Annotated in this window: 20 protein-coding genes; 19 read left to right on the forward strand and 1 reads right to left on the reverse strand. The window is 56.3% G+C overall.

Translation table 11 applies throughout. The annotated features are described in order from the left end of the window. Nucleotides 1-12: 12 nt before the first annotated feature. The 10 genes from HF921_RS00560 to HF921_RS00605 all read left to right on the forward strand — a co-directional run bounded on the left by HF921_RS00560 (nucleotide 13) and on the right by HF921_RS00605 (nucleotide 6,887). Nucleotides 13-138 (forward strand): rod shape-determining protein, encoded by a 126-nt coding sequence (locus tag HF921_RS00560; RefSeq protein WP_455692633.1) that lies wholly within the window; start codon nucleotides 13-15, stop codon nucleotides 136-138. Nucleotides 139-162: 24 nt separating this feature from the next. After that, the gene (gene mreC / locus HF921_RS00565) at nucleotides 163-1,002 is read left to right on the forward strand and encodes a rod shape-determining protein MreC (RefSeq protein WP_215861642.1); all 840 of its coding nucleotides are present in this window, start codon (nucleotides 163-165) and stop codon (nucleotides 1,000-1,002) included. Then, nucleotides 999-1,475 carry a rod shape-determining protein MreD gene (gene mreD / locus HF921_RS00570; RefSeq protein WP_064217733.1) on the forward strand — a complete coding sequence of 159 codons (477 nt, stop codon included), beginning with the start codon at nucleotides 999-1,001 and terminating at the stop codon, nucleotides 1,473-1,475. Before mreC ends, mreD begins: the two co-directional genes overlap by 4 nt. After that, nucleotides 1,472-1,693: a hypothetical protein gene (locus HF921_RS00575; protein ID WP_215893099.1), complete on the forward strand. Its 222-nt coding sequence runs from the start codon at nucleotides 1,472-1,474 to the stop codon at nucleotides 1,691-1,693. The genes mreD and HF921_RS00575 overlap by 4 nt, the downstream gene beginning before the upstream one ends. Continuing rightward, nucleotides 1,690-2,784 carry a rod shape-determining protein RodA gene (rodA, locus tag HF921_RS00580; RefSeq protein ID WP_215893100.1) on the forward strand — a complete coding sequence of 365 codons (1,095 nt, stop codon included), beginning with the start codon at nucleotides 1,690-1,692 and terminating at the stop codon, nucleotides 2,782-2,784. Before HF921_RS00575 ends, rodA begins: the two co-directional genes overlap by 4 nt. Nucleotides 2,785-2,926: 142 nt before the next feature. After that, a complete protein-coding gene (locus HF921_RS00585) occupies nucleotides 2,927-4,093 on the forward strand; it encodes a D-alanyl-D-alanine carboxypeptidase family protein (protein ID WP_064217731.1) in 1,167 nt (388 codons plus the stop codon). Nucleotides 4,094-4,209: 116 nt separating this feature from the next. Then, a complete protein-coding gene (locus tag HF921_RS00590; protein ID WP_064217730.1) occupies nucleotides 4,210-4,476 on the forward strand; it encodes a DUF493 domain-containing protein in 267 nt (88 codons plus the stop codon). Then, nucleotides 4,473-5,111: a lipoyl(octanoyl) transferase LipB gene (gene lipB / locus HF921_RS00595; protein ID WP_064217729.1), complete on the forward strand. Its 639-nt coding sequence runs from the start codon at nucleotides 4,473-4,475 to the stop codon at nucleotides 5,109-5,111. Before HF921_RS00590 ends, lipB begins: the two co-directional genes overlap by 4 nt. 1 nt (nucleotide 5,112) lies before the next feature. Further along, the gene (lipA, locus tag HF921_RS00600; protein WP_215893101.1) at nucleotides 5,113-6,066 is read left to right on the forward strand and encodes a lipoyl synthase; all 954 of its coding nucleotides are present in this window, start codon (nucleotides 5,113-5,115) and stop codon (nucleotides 6,064-6,066) included. A gap of 17 nt (nucleotides 6,067-6,083) precedes the next feature. Next, nucleotides 6,084-6,887 (forward strand): YdcF family protein, encoded by an 804-nt coding sequence (locus tag HF921_RS00605; protein WP_064217727.1) that lies wholly within the window; start codon nucleotides 6,084-6,086, stop codon nucleotides 6,885-6,887. A gap of 32 nt (nucleotides 6,888-6,919) precedes the next feature. On the opposite strand, the gene HF921_RS00610 is transcribed toward HF921_RS00605, so the two are convergent. Further along, on the reverse strand, nucleotides 6,920-8,008 hold the full coding sequence (locus tag HF921_RS00610; RefSeq protein WP_064217726.1) for a L,D-transpeptidase family protein: 1,089 nt from the start codon (nucleotides 8,006-8,008) through the stop codon (nucleotides 6,920-6,922). 114 nt (nucleotides 8,009-8,122) lie between these two features. Between HF921_RS00610 and HF921_RS00615 the strand changes: the two genes are divergently transcribed. The 9 genes from HF921_RS00615 to gmhB all read left to right on the forward strand — a co-directional run. Further along, complete coding sequence (locus tag HF921_RS00615) at nucleotides 8,123-8,554, forward strand: hypothetical protein (RefSeq protein ID WP_064217725.1); 432 nt, start codon at nucleotides 8,123-8,125, stop codon at nucleotides 8,552-8,554. A gap of 81 nt (nucleotides 8,555-8,635) precedes the next feature. Continuing rightward, entirely contained in the window at nucleotides 8,636-10,123 is a 1,488-nt protein-coding gene (locus tag HF921_RS00620; RefSeq protein WP_064217724.1) for a hypothetical protein, read from the forward strand. A 9-nt stretch (nucleotides 10,124-10,132) separates the two neighbouring features. Continuing rightward, nucleotides 10,133-11,296: a hypothetical protein gene (locus HF921_RS00625; protein WP_064217723.1), complete on the forward strand. Its 1,164-nt coding sequence runs from the start codon at nucleotides 10,133-10,135 to the stop codon at nucleotides 11,294-11,296. Nucleotides 11,297-11,349: 53 nt separating this feature from the next. After that, nucleotides 11,350-11,916 carry a GTP-binding protein gene (locus tag HF921_RS00630; protein ID WP_064217735.1) on the forward strand — a complete coding sequence of 189 codons (567 nt, stop codon included), beginning with the start codon at nucleotides 11,350-11,352 and terminating at the stop codon, nucleotides 11,914-11,916. After that, nucleotides 11,913-12,551: a roadblock/LC7 domain-containing protein gene (locus tag HF921_RS00635; RefSeq protein WP_064217722.1), complete on the forward strand. Its 639-nt coding sequence runs from the start codon at nucleotides 11,913-11,915 to the stop codon at nucleotides 12,549-12,551. Before HF921_RS00630 ends, HF921_RS00635 begins: the two co-directional genes overlap by 4 nt. 47 nt (nucleotides 12,552-12,598) lie before the next feature. Then, entirely contained in the window at nucleotides 12,599-12,961 is a 363-nt protein-coding gene (locus HF921_RS00640) for a roadblock/LC7 domain-containing protein (RefSeq protein ID WP_064217721.1), read from the forward strand. Nucleotides 12,962-13,050: 89 nt separating this feature from the next. Further along, complete coding sequence (gene glyQ / locus HF921_RS00645; protein ID WP_064217720.1) at nucleotides 13,051-13,935, forward strand: glycine--tRNA ligase subunit alpha; 885 nt, start codon at nucleotides 13,051-13,053, stop codon at nucleotides 13,933-13,935. Then, entirely contained in the window at nucleotides 13,922-16,006 is a 2,085-nt protein-coding gene (gene glyS, locus HF921_RS00650; RefSeq protein WP_064217719.1) for a glycine--tRNA ligase subunit beta, read from the forward strand. Before glyQ ends, glyS begins: the two co-directional genes overlap by 14 nt. Then, nucleotides 16,006-16,500: D-glycero-beta-D-manno-heptose 1,7-bisphosphate 7-phosphatase (gmhB, locus tag HF921_RS00655; RefSeq protein ID WP_215893102.1), on the forward strand; the 495-nt coding region annotated here is incomplete at its 3' end. The genes glyS and gmhB, both read left to right, overlap by 1 nt.

Genomic DNA, 16,500 nt, shown 5'->3' on the forward strand with positions numbered 1-16,500 from the left:
GATCTGGATCGCCTGATCATGGAGGAAACAGCACTACCGGTCATCGTTGCGGAGGATCCGCTAACCTGCGTGGCGCGGGGCAGCGGCCGGGCGCTCGAAGAGCTGGAACTGCTGGGTGAGGTGTTTGCTGACGATTAAGCTTACGGCCCTTCCTGAGCTACCATGCCTGCATTGTTTTTTCCTCATCGCTACCCGCCGCTCCTTCGCGTAGCGGTGCTTGTTCTGTTGTCCGCATTTGTTTCGGTGCTCAGCAAAAAATATCCCAACATGGAAAGTGTTTCTTTAACCATGGCTTATCCGGTGCAATGGACAAGCATGCAGGAAGCCGGCTTCTGGCGGCAAGCTGACAATTACCTGCAAAGTCGTGCTGCGCTAGAATCCGAAAATATCAGACTACACGCCGAGCTCATTCGTGCCCAGCCCAAACTATTAGAAGCAGATATCCTGCGTAACGAAAACCGTCAACTTCTTGCGCTACTTGACAGCATCCCCCAGCCGCCCGGGAAGGTAACCGTCGCACAGGTTATCGCGCAGAATTTCTCACCTGGGAGCCAATTGTTAACCGTCAACATGGGTGCGCGCGCCGGCGTATTTGTCGGGCAACCCGTTCTTGCCGCAGGGGGAGTAGCTGGCCAGGTAATCCGGGTTTCTCCCATGAGCAGTCAGGTGGCTCTGCTTTCCGACCTGGACAGCAGCATTCCCGTACAGCCCGCTGGCGCGGACACGCCCTTGCTGGTAGACGGCAGGGGGGATATCGATCGCCTTGCAATCCCCTTTCAACCGCGCAACACCACCCTCAAAGTCGGTGACAAGCTCGTCACCTCTGGCTTAGGCGGGCGTTATCCACCGGGATTGAACGTCGGTACGATTTCCGCAGTGATCCATAATGGTGACCAACCCTTTGCACAGATTGCAGTGCAACCAGCTGTTCGCCTGGGACAGTTGAATACGGTACTTATGCTCTGGGACCGTCCATTCCCAAGGCCCGCAACCACGCCATGATCGCCATCGCGCTCATTCTCGGCCTTTTCTTTGCACTTACCGCGGAAATCATTCCCTGCGGCCCGCTTTATGCGTTACTCCATCCCGATTTTGTTGCTCTGCTGCTCATCTATTGGGCGATCAGCAGCAACTCCGAACTGAGCTTCACCATCGTCTGGCTGATTGGTCTGTTTCAGGACATGGTGCTCGGAGATATGCTGGGAGCACAAGCCATCGCCGGGGTTGTTATGATTTATCTGCTCTACACCAGCCTTGGCAGAGTCCGTCGCCTGCCGTCCTGGGAGCAGTTGTTCTTTATATTTCTGTTACTGCTCACGCACCGTTTGCTGGTCTGGTTGTGGCAGGCTTGGGCAGGTTTTATCACATGGCACTTTTCGCTGCTCCTGGGACCCTTGATCGGCGCTCTGCTGTGGCCGCTTTTTACGCTAATCCTCGATTATCTGCGTCACGCATTACGTCCGCGGCATACATGAGCACACTGCAGCCCGCTCAGGAATATCGACCATTCGTTCATCGGCTTCTCGTCGTGGACAGCCAATCCATCCGTAACGCTCTTGCGTTACGGCAAGGGCACCCAGGCAATAATATTGCCTACGCGCCAGCCGATCATCCGCGTATCGCCGACTTCCTTGCCAGGGCGGCAATCGCTACCCATCTCCATATGGTGACAGCGCCGGGGATCAACCCATGAACTGGCACACTCGCCTGCTGCGACCGCTGCGGAAACTGGATCCGGCACTCATGACGGGCATCGTGATACTCATGCTCATCAGCCTCGCGGTACTATATAGCGGCAGCCAGGAAAGCGTCCACGTGGTGCTTGCCCAATTTTTGCGATTCGTTATCGGTATCGTCGTCTTGGTAATCGTCGCCAACACGCCACCTGAACGTATCCGCGCCTGGGCGCCCACCTTGTACGTCATAGGTATCATCCTGCTCGCTATCACCCTCGTGGCGGGCAAAACCAATCTTGGCGCACGCCGCTGGCTGGGAGTCGGGCCGTTGACCTTTCAGCCCTCGGAACTGATGAAGCTCGCCCTGCCCCTGTTCCTCGCCTATTATTATTCTCAACAGGAAAACGTCCGCCACTGGCTTTCTGCTATCGCGGGATTTGTGCTCATTGCCATTCCCTTTTTGCTCATCGCCAAGGAACCAGACCTCGGCACAGCCGCCCAAATTGGCGCTGCCGGGATCTTCATGATGTGGCTGGCGGGAGTACGCCGCCGCTGGTTTATTGGGCTCATCACCCTGGCCGCAATCAGCGGACCGATACTCTGGCATTTTCTGCACGAATACCAAAAAGAGCGCATCCTGACTTTCCTGGATCCCCAACGCGACCCTCTCGGTGCGGGATACCATATCATTCAGAGCATGATCGCCGTAGGTTCTGGTGGATTTTGGGGAAAGGGCTGGTTCAACGGAACTCAGGTCAACCTCGATTTTCTGCCGGAAGCCCAAACCGACTTCGTTTTTGCGGGATTTGCCGAGGAGTTTGGTTTGGTCGGAGTCATTGTCCTCATCTCCACTTACCTGCTCATTGTCTTGCGCGGCCTGGTAATCGCCTATGAGAGCCGGGATTCCTTCGGTCGCCTCATTGCCGGCACCCTGAGCCTGACTTTCTTCCTTTATATTTTCATCAATATGGGTATGACCACAGGGATCCTTCCCGTGGTAGGAGTGCCTCTACCGCTGATAAGCTATGGCGGAACAGCTATGCTGACCTTTATGGTCGGGTTGGGTATCCTGATGTCGGTCCACGCCCATCCGCGCACACATGAATAATGCGATTTCTCCCCAAAAAGCACCCGGTGTCGGACACAGCCTTCCGCTCCCGGGCATGGCTTTCTGCCGGGGCATCGCTATAATTCCAGACCTACCCAAAACCATTCCAAATTCCGATCAGCGCTCACCACTGAGGCCCCTCATGATTGTCCGTACCACCCTGATCACCAGAATGCTCGTCTTGTTCGTCGGCTTGTGTCTCGCACCCTGGGCGTTTGCCGCAACCCCAATGCCCATGCTGCCCACACCACCTGCACCGGCCTTGCCAACCATCGTCAGCTATGTGCTGATGGACTACGATACCGGACAGATCATCGCGGCTAAAAGTGAAAACCTGCACCGCGCACCGGCCAGCCTCACTAAGCTGATGACGGCCTATCTGACCTATCAGGCTATTCAGAGCGGCACCCTGACCCCTCAGGAAAACGTCCCTATCTCCAATACGGCTTGGAAGACAGGGGGCTCCAGCATGTTCGTCCAGCCCAATACACCGGCGAATGTTGATCAATTACTGCATGGATTGCTGATTGATTCAGGGAACGATGCGGCGGTAGCTCTTGCCGAAGCGGTGGGTGGCAGTCAGTCGGGCTTTGTCACGCTGATGAACGATATGGCCCTGCGCCTCAATCTGCACAACACCCATTACAGCAATGTCGATGGCCTGCCAGACAACAATCTCTATACCACCGCGCTGGATGTCGCCAAGCTGTCGCACGCCTTCATTCAACAGTTCCCACAGGTGATCCAGATCACCAGAGAAAAGTCTTATACTTATAATGGTATTACCCAGCGGAGCTGGAACCCCGTACTGTTTCGTGACCCTACGGTGGATGGGCTGAAAACCGGCCTAACCGACGCCTCCGGCTACTGCATTGATGCTACTGCCATGCGGAATGGTCGTCGCCTGATTGCCGTTGTTCTCGGCGGACCGAACTGGGCCGGCAGCACCAATGCCGTCGAAGCCCTGCTGGATTATGGATACCGCTTTTTCGTTGACCATCCGCTTTATACTGCCGGGGAAAAAGTCAGCGAGATCACCCGCAGCGATTTATCGCCCATGCATATCCCCGTAGGTATCGAACAAGCCGTGAACCTTACGGTTCCGAAAGGACATTTTTCCGAAGTACAACGCGTGGTAGAAATTACACCCAATCTCCAGGCTCCGCTAAAGAAAGGTGCGGTCGTCGGGCGACTCGTCTTCCTGCTGGATGGCAAACCACTGAAGTCCGTGCCAGTTGTCGCCCAGACTTCTGTGGAGAAGGCGAGCTGGATAGCGCAGATCTTCCACAAGATCAGCAACGCGCTATAAGCAAAATGCCGAAGCTATGGCAGGTCTTCACCTCAGACAGAGGAAGACTTACCATGACCAGGAGATACCATGGATTGGTCCTGTCCGACAATGACACGAGGGGATTACGAGACGCTATGGAAACCGCAAAAAATCCAGCAGAAGACTTTCCGCACCTGCACCATGTCAAGGCCATTGGTCAGCACGCTGATCTACTCGCGGCGGTGCGTGCGGCGATCGCAGCTCATGCACCGGACTTACCGGACGCGGCCTTCTCCTGCCGACCCAGCAGCCAGGGACAATATCAAGCCGTCACGGTTTCCCTGGAGGTCCACAGCCATGAACACCTAACCAATATTTATAACTCCATCAAAAGGATTGATGGTGTGATCCTTTGCTTATGAATACGCCCATACTCATTCGTTGCTGGCCAGGGTTACTTCCTTACTTCACGGTGCTGGACGCCATGCGCGAATTCACGTCCCAGCGAGATGCCGACACACCAGACCAGATATGGCTTCTCCAGCATCCTCCGGTTTTTACCCTCGGACGCAATGCTGACGCGGCAGACGTCCTTGACCCTGGTCCCATTCCGGTTATTCGCAGTGATCGCGGTGGCAAAGTCACCTACCATGGACCGGGACAATGGGTAGTCTATCTGCTCATTGATCTACCCCGTATGGGAATCAACGTCCGCACCTTAACCACCGCCATGGAACAATCCGTGATTCATCTGCTCCAGCAACGTGGCGTGAGTGCCCATGCGCGTCGCGATGCTCCCGGAGTCTATGTGGGCGATGCCAAAATTGCCTCCTTGGGCCTGCGTATTCAGCGTGGTCGCAGTTACCACGGCCTCAGCCTCAATACCGAGATGGATCTGAGCCCATTCCAGCGTATTCATCCTTGTGGCATGGTCAATCTCGCCGTCACTCAGGTGCATGACCTCTGTCCGGACTGGTCAAGTCATGATATTGCCGAAACCCTGATGGCACAATTGGCTATCAGCCTGGATCGCCCCTTAAGAAAAGGAGGGGCCTGACATGGACCCCCAACATAATGCTAAAAAAGCCGAGCGCGGTGCCGAAAAGACCGCACGTAATCCGATACCCATCATTCCGGTAAAATCCGAACGCCAACCCAAGCCCCAGTGGTTGCGGGTACGATCACCCTTAACCCCCGAGGTGGACAGGCTCAAAAAGATCCTGCGTGCAGCGAGCCTCCACACGGTCTGCGAAGAAGCCTCCTGCCCCAATCTGGGCGAATGCTTCAGCGCTGGGACAGCGACCTTCATGATCCTGGGAGACATTTGCACCCGTCGCTGCCCCTTCTGTGACGTGGCCCATGGCCGCCCGCAAGCACCCGATCCTCTGGAACCTGCGCACCTTGCCCAGACCGTGGCAACGATGGAACTGCGTTTCGTCGTCATTACCTCCGTAGACCGCGATGATTTGCGCGATGGCGGCGCCCAGCACTTTGCTCAGGTTATCTCAGCCCTGCGTGAGACTTGCCCGGAACTGCACGTGGAAATCCTCGTACCGGATTTCCGCGGCCGGGTGGACAAGGCCTTGGCAGCACTCCGGGAGACACCGCCGGATGTCTTCAATCACAACCTGGAAACCGTGCCACGCCTGTATTTGCAGGCCAGACCAGGTGCAGATTATGGCCACTCGCTGCAACTGCTCTCGACTTTTAAGGCACAGCACTCCGCAATCCCCACCAAATCCGGACTAATGCTGGGCCTGGGCGAGGAACTCGATGAAATCCGCGCGGTGATGCAAGACTTGCGGCAGGCCGGATGCGAGCTACTCACCCTGGGGCAATATCTGGCGCCCTCCCGCCATCATCTGCCGGTCGCCCGTTTCGTTCCACCGGAAGAGTTTCAGCAGTTACAGCAAGAGGGTATGGCCATGGGTTTCCGCCACGTCGCCAGCGGCCCACTGGTGCGATCTTCCTATCATGCCGAACGCAGCTTCCATGAGATACGCAGGGACTGAGCGGAGCTAGAGGGGGCATGTTGCTGCGCTACACCACCGTACTTACCCTGGCCTCGGCGTCGCTGCAGCCGCCTGGTCTTTTATTGGTCCTCGCCACCATCGGCTGGTTGGCAGAAGTCCTGGGGTGGCGTTATTTCGGACGAGTGCTCATTCTGCTCGCACTGAGCATCCTTTATTTCTTCTCTACCGCCGTCGGTGCCAGACTCATCCTCCTGCCACTGGAGGATCGTTACCCTCCACTCGTACAACCCGTGGGGGGCAGCGAAACGCCCGGGGCGATTGTGGTGCTGGGCGGCGGCGAGGTCATGCAGTCTCCGGAATCTACCCAGGAGACTGCGAATGCGCGCACGCTCGTGCGCCTGATGACCGCCGCCCAACTGGCCAAACAAACCGGACTCCCCATAGTTCCCAGCGGCGGGGCACCGCGATTGGGCGTCCCGCCCGAGGCCGTCACCATGGAGCACATCCTGCGCCAGGATCTAGGCGTACAAAGCGCTATCTGGCCGGAAACCAAATCCTACAATACCGCAGCCAACGCCGCAGACAGCGCGGCATTGCTGGCCAGACACAATAATATCCACCAGGTATACCTGGTGACCTCCGCATTGCACATGCCACGGGCGGTCGTCTGGTTCCGCCACGCCGGCTTGAACGTGACCGCCGTTCCCACCGATTACCGTCTGGATCGGGTGAGCGGACTCCGGCTGGATAGCTGGTTGCCGCGGGCCATTTATCTGGAAATCAGCAGCGAGGCAAGTCACGAATACCTCGGGCTGTTTTGGCTCTGGATTCAGGAGCAAGGGATCGGAGGGGGGCACTAGCAGACCCACCACCCCGAGGAGAGAATGACGTTCTACGGCTTCTGATCGGGGAAAGTCACCTGGACATGCAGATGTTCCTGGTTGGTGGCGCTCGCCAAAGACAATGGCGGCGGCACCGCGGCGCCATTCGCCGATGGACCGTAAGGTGCGTATGCGTACGGCGTTGCGGGAAGTGCGGCAGACAGTGTTTTATAGCTCGGCGCGTCGACCCCGATGGGGAGTGCCACCGTGTTGTGCTCCGCCACGATACGTCGGACCTTGGCCCAATCGATATCCTGATTGATGTGATTCTGCACCATAAAAGACTTGATCGTCATGACAGCACGCTGTAAATCCGGGATGCCTTTCTTGTGATAGGCATGCATCGGCTTGTATGACTGCAGATAGACTTGCTCATCCCGTACGCCCACGAGGTTGGGCTGATCAATGATCCGCACCGGGGTACCCACCGGAACCATGGGGAAAAGTTGCGCGACATTCTCCGGAAACATCTGAAAACAGCCCTGACTGGCCCGCATACCAACACCCCAGGGATGGTAAGTACCATGGATGAAGATGCCGGAGAGTCCAGTCTCCATCGCCAATTCACCCATGGGATTTTCTGCGCCTGGTGGCCAATACCACGGGATATCCATATGGAATTTCTTCTCGAACCAGGCATGGATATTTTTGGGGACGTTCCATGCGGGCATTTTAAACTTGGCAATAATCTGCGTGGCCGTCAAACGCTCCTTCCAGCCCGGCAAAAAGACACCAACAGGGTAAGTATAGACCACCCGGTCATTCGTCGGAAAATAGTAAATCCGCCGCGCCGGAATATCCACGACGATCCCGGTCCATGGCTTCGGCGGCAAAACATACTCGGTCGGGATAACCACCTTGCTGGCCTGGCCAGGAAGCCAGGGGTTGATGCCGGGGTTGGCCGCCGTCACCTGATTGTAACCCAGGTCGTAGAAACGCCCGATATCCAGAAGCGTATCATCGCTATGGGTGGTTATTGCCTTAAGCGCTCCAACAACGTTGCCCTGGGCGGGCAAAGCATAGACACTAGCATCCGCGACCGTCGCACCATACCCCATGAAGACTGCCAGACACCAGACACCCAACTGTTTTCGCATCATTAATATTTTCCTGTTTGCGGCACATTGAGAAAAAGCAAAAACGCCACCCACCGCACGCGCGCATTGGCAGCGTCCGGCATTACCGTCATAATCATAAGGTAAAAGGAGGCGTGTATGGAATCACCACACCTGATATTCTTGAGAAATGTAGTAAACAATAAACCTGCTTCCAGTGAGAAATTACGCGATGCGCTACACCGTCTCGATCATATGCTAACTGATCTGACCAACAATCTGCGCGTGACCTACGGGGGTCCCTACGTCGGTCTGAAGCATACGCCTCAGCAACACCGGATCTGTATCGCCGAACAGCAATGGTCACTACAGGAACGCGGCTGGGGGGTTGCGGTTTGCACGAGCCATCCTGTGCATGGATGGCGTGCCGAATGGAGACTGGCCGCCGTAAGTCGCGAGCGCCTCCCCCTCATCGTCAATGCACTACCGGCATTATTTGCGGGTTACGCAGCCGCAGTGGATGTCTCTCCGACTGCAAGCCGTCCCAGCACGAAGCGCATCCATGAAATTGCCGAACTCTTCGCACATTGACAGCACCATTAAAACGCCTATCTACAAGGCCAACGGCGGCAAAGAAGCAAAACCGCGTCCATCCTGAAGCGAGATTCCTGCATGGAATTGCCCATCGATAGCCTGATTATTATAGCTTTCCTCGTAGCCATGGTCATCTTGGCCGGGTTGTGGAAGGTGTTGCACAGGCAAAAGCTCCTCAACGCCCCAAGCACACTACGCAATACCCGCAAGAACAGCGGGGGTAAGGCACAAGCAAGCCCGGCCATTAAAATCGGTCCAGCCAATGATATGCCGGAAACAAGCTCCTTTGTACAGGTCAATGAAACCAGCATTCTTGACGAAGTGGAGATTTATCTTTCCTATGGCCACCTTGAACAAGCTGCCACGTCCCTGAGCTGGTACGTGGATCACAACCCCGACGATATTCAGCAGATGCGCCGACTGTTGTCGATCTATCGTGAAATTTCCGACATTGATCACTTCGCTGAACTTTTAGAAAAGCTCAATGATTCTGGTGCCATCCCCGGCACAGAAGCCCAAGATCTCGTTTTGGAAGGATTAAAACTGGATCCGCAAAACCTGCAATTGCGGGTAACTGCAGAAAATTTAGGGATGAACAGCGCGCAAATTGCTGCGGTCGTCACACACGCTCTGCATGCGCCGCAATCTGCGGTATCTTCCTCACTCGTCGGTGCACAGAGAGCGTTGCAGCAAGCCATCGTCAACCCGGAACCGCTGGATCTTCTATCTGGATTCGTTGTAAAGCCCGGGCAGGCATCGAGCGAGGCTTCGAAAAACGGCTTTGCGGACACAGGTGTCATGCTGCTGACCGGATCCGAAGACCTCACACCGCTGGCCGAGGAGGAGTACGAGGTAGTGGCCGGACTGATTTCACCCCTCAGTGCCGCACGTCACTTGCTGACGTGTCGCCAATATTCTGAGGCTGAACGCCTGTTACGCCGTAACCTTATTCTCGATCCGCGCAAACTCATCCTCCAGGTTACCCTTTTGGAAGTGCTTTACATCCAGCGACGATGCGCCGCCTATGCCGAATCCCTCCTTCAGCTCTATATTACATTGTGGGGCGCAGGTAGCGCCTTGCGGACGCGATTGCTGCATCGCGGCCAGCGACTGGGTAAGCATGACCTGTGGACCGCCCTTGCCGAGAGTGACGGAGAAGAAAATATTCTTGCAGAATTGGCAGAACAGTACGGACTCTATCTGCCAACCACCGCCATACCACTGAGTAGTCCAGCACTGGTAACAGAAGAAATGCGCCGCGATCATCAGATCACGCCGGAAGACAGTGAGGACAGTATTATCGAAGAATGCAACCTGCTTTTGGAGTATGGACAGGTAGATGAAGCCGTAGATCTTCTGGAGAAGGCCACATTAGCTCAACCTGAGCATAGCGTTTATTACGGACCGCTCCTCGAAATGTATGAACGGATGGACGCCCGCGAGCGCTTTTCCCAATTCATCCAATCGATTCTTGCAATGGATACGCAGCCCAATGAAGATATCATGCGCCAAATGTTCAGCCTTGCTGAACGCCTCCAGCGCCAACCGCAACGACAGATCATTTAGGATTTGATCATGACGAAAAACCCCTCTAATAGCGACAGCATTTTCATTCGCAGCATCGGGATGGATGCACGCAAAGAAGCCGTCTTCCGTATGGCTTTCAAAATGTTTACCCGACGCCATTATCAATTGCTGGATGCCGGTGACACACAAACACCCGCGGTGACCATTATTGATGTGGATGGTACGGAGGGTATAGCCATCGCTCAGCGATTACATGACGAACGACCAGAACAACGTATTCTCCTGACGAGTGTTTCCCCGCAAGCCGATAGCATGTTCCCGGTGCTGCAGAAACCTGTACGTATGGAAACCCTGTTTCCAGCGCTGGAGTCGTTACTGAATGGTGGCTCCGCACCAGGAAAACCAGCAGGAAGAAGTGGTGCCACAGTCATGCCTATTCGGCCCGAGGTCACGATCTCCGCGCTGTCCACCACCATTGTCCCATCGCCCACCACCGCAAACCCGCCTGCCCCAAAACCCGTCACGGCGCCAACCGCTATGCCACGTCCCGTTCCGGTGTTGCGTCCTGAAGAAATACGTCATTTCAACCCTCAGGCCGGCCTACTGGGACTTTTACAGATGATCCGGCGCGATCAGTCGCCAGGCGTTATTGTGGACGACCAACAACGGATCATCCTGCAATTAGACCCGATGGCTGATCAGGCCATCTTGCTGACGGACGATGAACATCTCAAATCGCTGGCACGGGAAGAGCACCCACGGCTACAAATGCGTGCCCCCAGTAACACCGACATCCCCGCTCATGCATCCACACGGCACCTCACTCTCCAGTCTCTGCTCTGGCAAATGGGTGCATGGACAGCCGACGGGCGCCTCAGTCAGCAGCTACAGATCAACGCCCCGGTACAACTGAAGCAATGGCCCAACCTGACGCGACTCACCATGCTGCCTGACGCACTGCGTTTAGCGGCTTTTCTTGCCCGCTCGCCAGCTTCACCGGCATTGACGGTGAAGATGTTACACGTTGAGCCTCATGCCCTCTTCAATTTTCTTGCCGCCGCAGACAGCTTAGGACTGTTGCGCTACAACACGGCAGAGAATCCCGACAACCGCATCCAACCAGTGATGCCTAATGCGCCAACGGTTGCAGAAATACCCACGGCCAAAAGAAGCTTTTTGGGCCGTCTTCTTGCCCGCATTTCAGGGCTGTAAAATGAAAATGCAGAGAGTACTTGGCCAAAAATTATATTGAAGGAGCCAACGTTGTGAAAGAAGACAATAAAATCATCTTTACCGGTCCTGTTGGTGTGGGCAAAACAACGGCCATTTCAGCATTATCAGATATCCCAATTATCTCCACCGATGCCCAGGCTTCGGATATGACACTAAACCGCAAGGGTCACACCACCGTGGCAATGGATTACGGCATACTCAAGCTGGACGAGGGCACTAAAATTCACCTGTATGGCACCCCCGGCCAAGAGCGTTTCGACTTCATGTGGGACATTCTCACCACTGGTGGTCTGGGCCTCATTTTGATGTTGGACAATACCCGCCCTAACCCGAAAAAAGATCTGCACTTTTTTCTCCATGCCTTCAAAGATTTTATTGTCAACGTTCCCATAGTCATCGGAGTTTCAAAAACGGATATCCAGGCGCAACCCCGGATAGCTGACTACGCCAGCATGCTCCCAGAAGTAATCGCTGATCTGCGGATGCTTAATCCCATTCCGCCGATTTTCGAAGTAGACGGTCGCAACAAGGACGACGTTAAAAATATGGTTATGGCACTTCTTTACTCCATCGATCCGGGGATCGGGGATCAATTATGAGTATCGAACTGGTCGCCACCAACGCTGATCTCTATGGTGAAGTGACACCAGCCGGGGCTTTTTATGCCACATCCAGTCCAGAGCAGGAAGGAAACCGGGCAATTCTTTTATATATTTTGCGAGAAGGACATCGAGCCCCCTTCAGCATTAAAGCCGCCCAGCGTTGGACTCAGGCGGCAAACGCAGAGGAAGCTCTACGCAGCATTTTCCGCCTGCAACGACTGGGGTTATTACGGGGTACTGCGCATCCACGTCAGCAAGAAGATAAACGTCTGGAAGATGCGTTACCTCCCCTCCTCGCACGACTTTCGGATGCACAAAAGACACTCCTCGCCGATGAAAATGGCTTTTACCTCGCAGCAGCCGGCTACACCCATGAAGCCGCGGAAGAACTCGCCGGACTTTCGGCAGACTTACTCTCCTTGCAGACCAGGCATGGCCGCTTGCTGAAAAATAACCTGCGTATCAACACTGAGACCTGGGGGCTGCTCGATCCCGCCGGACGCTCTGAGCTGGGGTTTTGGCCATTATTTATCGGTCAGCAGCGTTTCATGCTTGTGATCGGCGGTACGCCTCGCCTGCAGGACCAATCCTTCGTTACCTTGATACAAGATCTAGACAAGCGCTATTTCTAAAGAAACAAATATTTTCATACACTCAACAAGTCATCAGGAGAATAAAAATGCGTGAAGAAATGCTCAAGTCCGTCCTCAGTGATCTGAACGGGTCTTCTGCGGACATCGAGGCCTCAGCCGTAATTTCTACCGATGGACTCACTATCGCCTCACTGCTTTCTTCGACCATGGATGAAGACCGGGTCGGTGCCATGGCGGCGGCGATGCTTTCCCTGGGCGACCGCACTGCCATAGAACTGGCGCGAGGCGAGCTGGAACAAGTCATGATCAAGGGCGATAACGGCTACGTCCTACTCATTCACGCTGGCCCGGATGCCGTTCTGACCGTTATTGCGCGTAAAGAGGCGAAGCTTGGACTGGTATTTCTCGACGCGAAGCGGGCGGCTCTGGGAATTGCCGAATTACTTTGAGGTCAATCGCGGCGCGCGAACAGACGGGCGCCCTTCACAGGGCAGGCTGCGTTGGGTCATAATGCGCGAAACTTCTGCCAGAGATCCGTATGACCTTCCAGGAAATCATCCAGCAACTGCAAGGCTTCTGGGCCGGTCAAGGCTGTGTTCTGCTCCAGCCCATGGACATGCCGGTCGGTGCCGGCACCTTCCACCCCGCCACTTTCCTGCGGGCCATCGGCCCCGAGCCATGGCGGGCCGCCTATGTGCAGCCCTCCCGGCGTCCCACGGATGGCCGTTACGGAAATAATCCCAATCGTCTCCAGCACTACTATCAGTTTCAGGCGGTGCTCAAACCTAATCCGGTGAACCTGCAAGAACTCTACCTCGAATCGCTGGCGGCCCTCGGTATTGATTCCCGGGTGCAGGATATCCGTTTTGTCGAAGATGACTGGGAGTCACCGACCCTGGGTGCCTGGGGTCTGGGCTGGGAAGTCTGGCTGAATGGGATGGAAGTCACCCAGTTCACCTATTTCCAGCAGGTGGGTGGCTTGGATTGTCATCCGGTCATGGGCGAAGTCACTTATGGTCTGGAACGGCTGGCCATGTACCTGCAGGGCGTCGAAAGTGTTTATGACCTCGTGTGGACCCCCGGCGTCCTCTACGGAGATGTGTTTCATCAGAACGAAGTGGAGCAATCCCGCTATAATTTTGAGCTGGCTCCGGTAGAAGACCTTTTCCAGCGCTTCGACCAGGCAGAAAAAGACTGCCGTGCGTTGTTGACGGCGCAGCTCCCCCTGCCCGCCTACGAACGGATACTGGACTGCTCCCACACCTTCAACCTGCTGGATGCCCGCCATGCCATCGGCGTCAACGAGCGCGCGCGATTCATCGGCCGCGTCCGTACTCTCGCCCGTGGCGTCGCCGAGAACTATGCCGAAGCGCGTACCGCCCTCGGTCATCCTTTACTGCGGAGCCAAGATGTCAGCGCCTGAAGATCTCCTGCTGGAACTAGGCTGTGAAGAATTGCCGGCGCGGGAACAAGTACCCCTGCAGGATGCCGCGACCGAGATCATGGGCCAATTACTCGACAAAGCTGGGGTGCAGTATGGAAGCATCCGCGGCTATGTCACTCCGCGACGACTCGCCCTCTGGATTAAAGACGTGTCCCGGCAGAGTCTGCCGCAGGAAACCCTGCGTCGTGGCCCGCCCGTAGAACGCGCCCGTGATGCGCGGGGTAGGCCCACGGCGGCAGCAGAGGGCTTTGCCCGCTCCTGCGGGGTCAGCGTAGACGATCTGCTCACCCTGGAAACGGACAAAGGCCCAATCCTTGCGTGGCGGGAAGTCGGCGCGGCCCAGGACAGCCATCTCCTGTTACCCGAGATCGCCAGCAAGCTGGTGGCCAGTTTGCCCCTGCGCAAGCGTATGCATTGGGGGGAACGTCCCGATAGTTTCCTGCGTCCGGTGCGCTGGCTCTTGCTGCGCCAGGGCCAGCAGGTGCTGGACTGGAACGTTTTTGGTCTGGCCGCCGGTGGAGAAAGTTTCGGGCATCGCGTCCATCATCCCCAGTCGGTCCAGATTACCACCCCCGCCGATTACGCCGAATCCTTATTGCAGGCAAAAGTGATGGCAGATTTTGCCGAGCGTCGCGCGCGCATTGCCAGCAAAATAGCAACCTTGGCCGATGAGATGGCCGTCATCCCCATCCTGCCGGAAGCACTGCTGGATGAGATCACCGGACTCAACGAATGGCCGGTCATTCTCGCCGGCAGCTTCGCCGAGGACTATCTGCAGGTACCGGAAGAAGTGCTGATTACGGTCATGATGCAGCACCAGCGTTATATTCCCCTGCGCGGCCAGGATGGGTGCCTGGTGCCCCATTATCTGTTCGCGGCCAACCTGCACAGCCTGGATGCGAAGGTCGTCATCAATGGGAATAACCGGGTACTGCGCGCCCGACTGGCCGATGCTGCCTTCTTCTGGGATCAGGATCGCCAAGTCTCCCTGCAGACGCGACGGGGCGCACTCGCTGGAGTGCTGTTTCAGGACGGCCTCGGCAGCATTTTCGACAAAACCACGCGCCTGCAGGCACTTGCAACAGCCCTCGCGCCGCAGTTCGCAGCAAATGCAAGCGATGTGGGCCGCGCCGCAGAACTCTGCAAAAGTGACCTGCTTAGCGGTCTGGTGGGCGAGTTTCCGGAATTGCAGGGCATCATGGGCGGCCACTACGCCCGACATGACAATGAAAATATCCGTGTTGCCACAGCCATCACCCAGCATTACATGCCCAGTGGTCGCGATGATGAAATTCCGGCAGATGCGCATGGGCAGTGCCTGGCCATTGCCGACAAACTGGACACCCTCTGCGGCTTTTTCGCCATCGGCAAAGTGCCTACCGGTGACCGCGACCCTTTTGCCCTGCGCCGCGCCGCACTGGGGGTGCTGCGCATTGTGCTGGATGCTCGGGTGCCCCTGAATCTGGACACTGCGGTAACCAGTGCGCTGGTCGCTTACGGCAGCGCTGTTGCCAAGAACAGAACAGAAACACGGAGCGCAGTGCTCGACTTCTTTCAAGATCGGATGCGTGTCCACTTCCGGGAAGAGGGTTTTCGCGCCGACCAGATCGCCGCCGTGCTCAGCCGCCAACCCCACGAACCACTGGATGCGCGCCAGCGTCTTGAGGCCCTCGCCCTTTTCCAGGCCGAACATGCGGCGGCGGATGCTCTGGCGGCGCTGATCAAACGGATCAACAATCTATTGCGCAAGGAGCCCCTCTCCGCTGACTGGCAAGTAGACCCGCGGCACTTTGCGGATCCCGCAGAGGGCGCACTCTGGGAACATTGGCAAGTCCTGGCGCAACCCGTTCATGTGCAGCTCGCAAAAAACCAGTATGCCGCCACTTTAGACTTGCTCGCGGGCTTACGTCCCTCGGTCGATCAATTTTTTGATGCGGTCATGGTTCTTGCTGAAGAGCCTGTACTACGCCAGAACCGTCTCGCCCTGCTTGCCCAGCTCCAGGAGGTGTTTCTGCGCATCGCCGACTTTTCGCAGTTACAGGGGGCCTGATGGGGCAACTGGTGATCCTTGATCGTGACGGTGTCATCAACGAAGACAGTAACACCTTTATCAAATCTCCCGCCGAGTGGCGCCCTATTCCGGGCAGTCTAGAGGCTATTGCGCGGCTGAACCGCGCCAGCTACCAGGTTGTGGTAGCCACCAACCAGTCCGGTGTAGGTCGAAGGCTTTTCGATATCCGTACCCTGACCGCTATTCATCAGCGTATGCGTCAGGAGCTCGCTGCCGTAGGCGGTCGGATAGATGCCATTTTCTTCTGTCCTCATCCTCCGGAAGCAGAATGCGCGTGTCGCAAACCGGCACCCGGCCTGTTTCGCGAGATACAGGAGCGTCTGCAGATCTCACTGGAGCAGGTTCCCGCCATTGGCGACAGTATGCGCGATATGCTCGCCGCGCGTGCAGCCGGTGCACGACCCATGCTGGTGCTGACGGGTAAAGGCCAAAGCATGCGTTTGACAGCGGAAGCGGCGGGCGTTTCCATTTTT

The organism is Acidithiobacillus ferriphilus (assembly GCF_018854775.1).
Lineage (GTDB): Bacteria > Pseudomonadota > Gammaproteobacteria > Acidithiobacillales > Acidithiobacillaceae > Acidithiobacillus > Acidithiobacillus ferriphilus.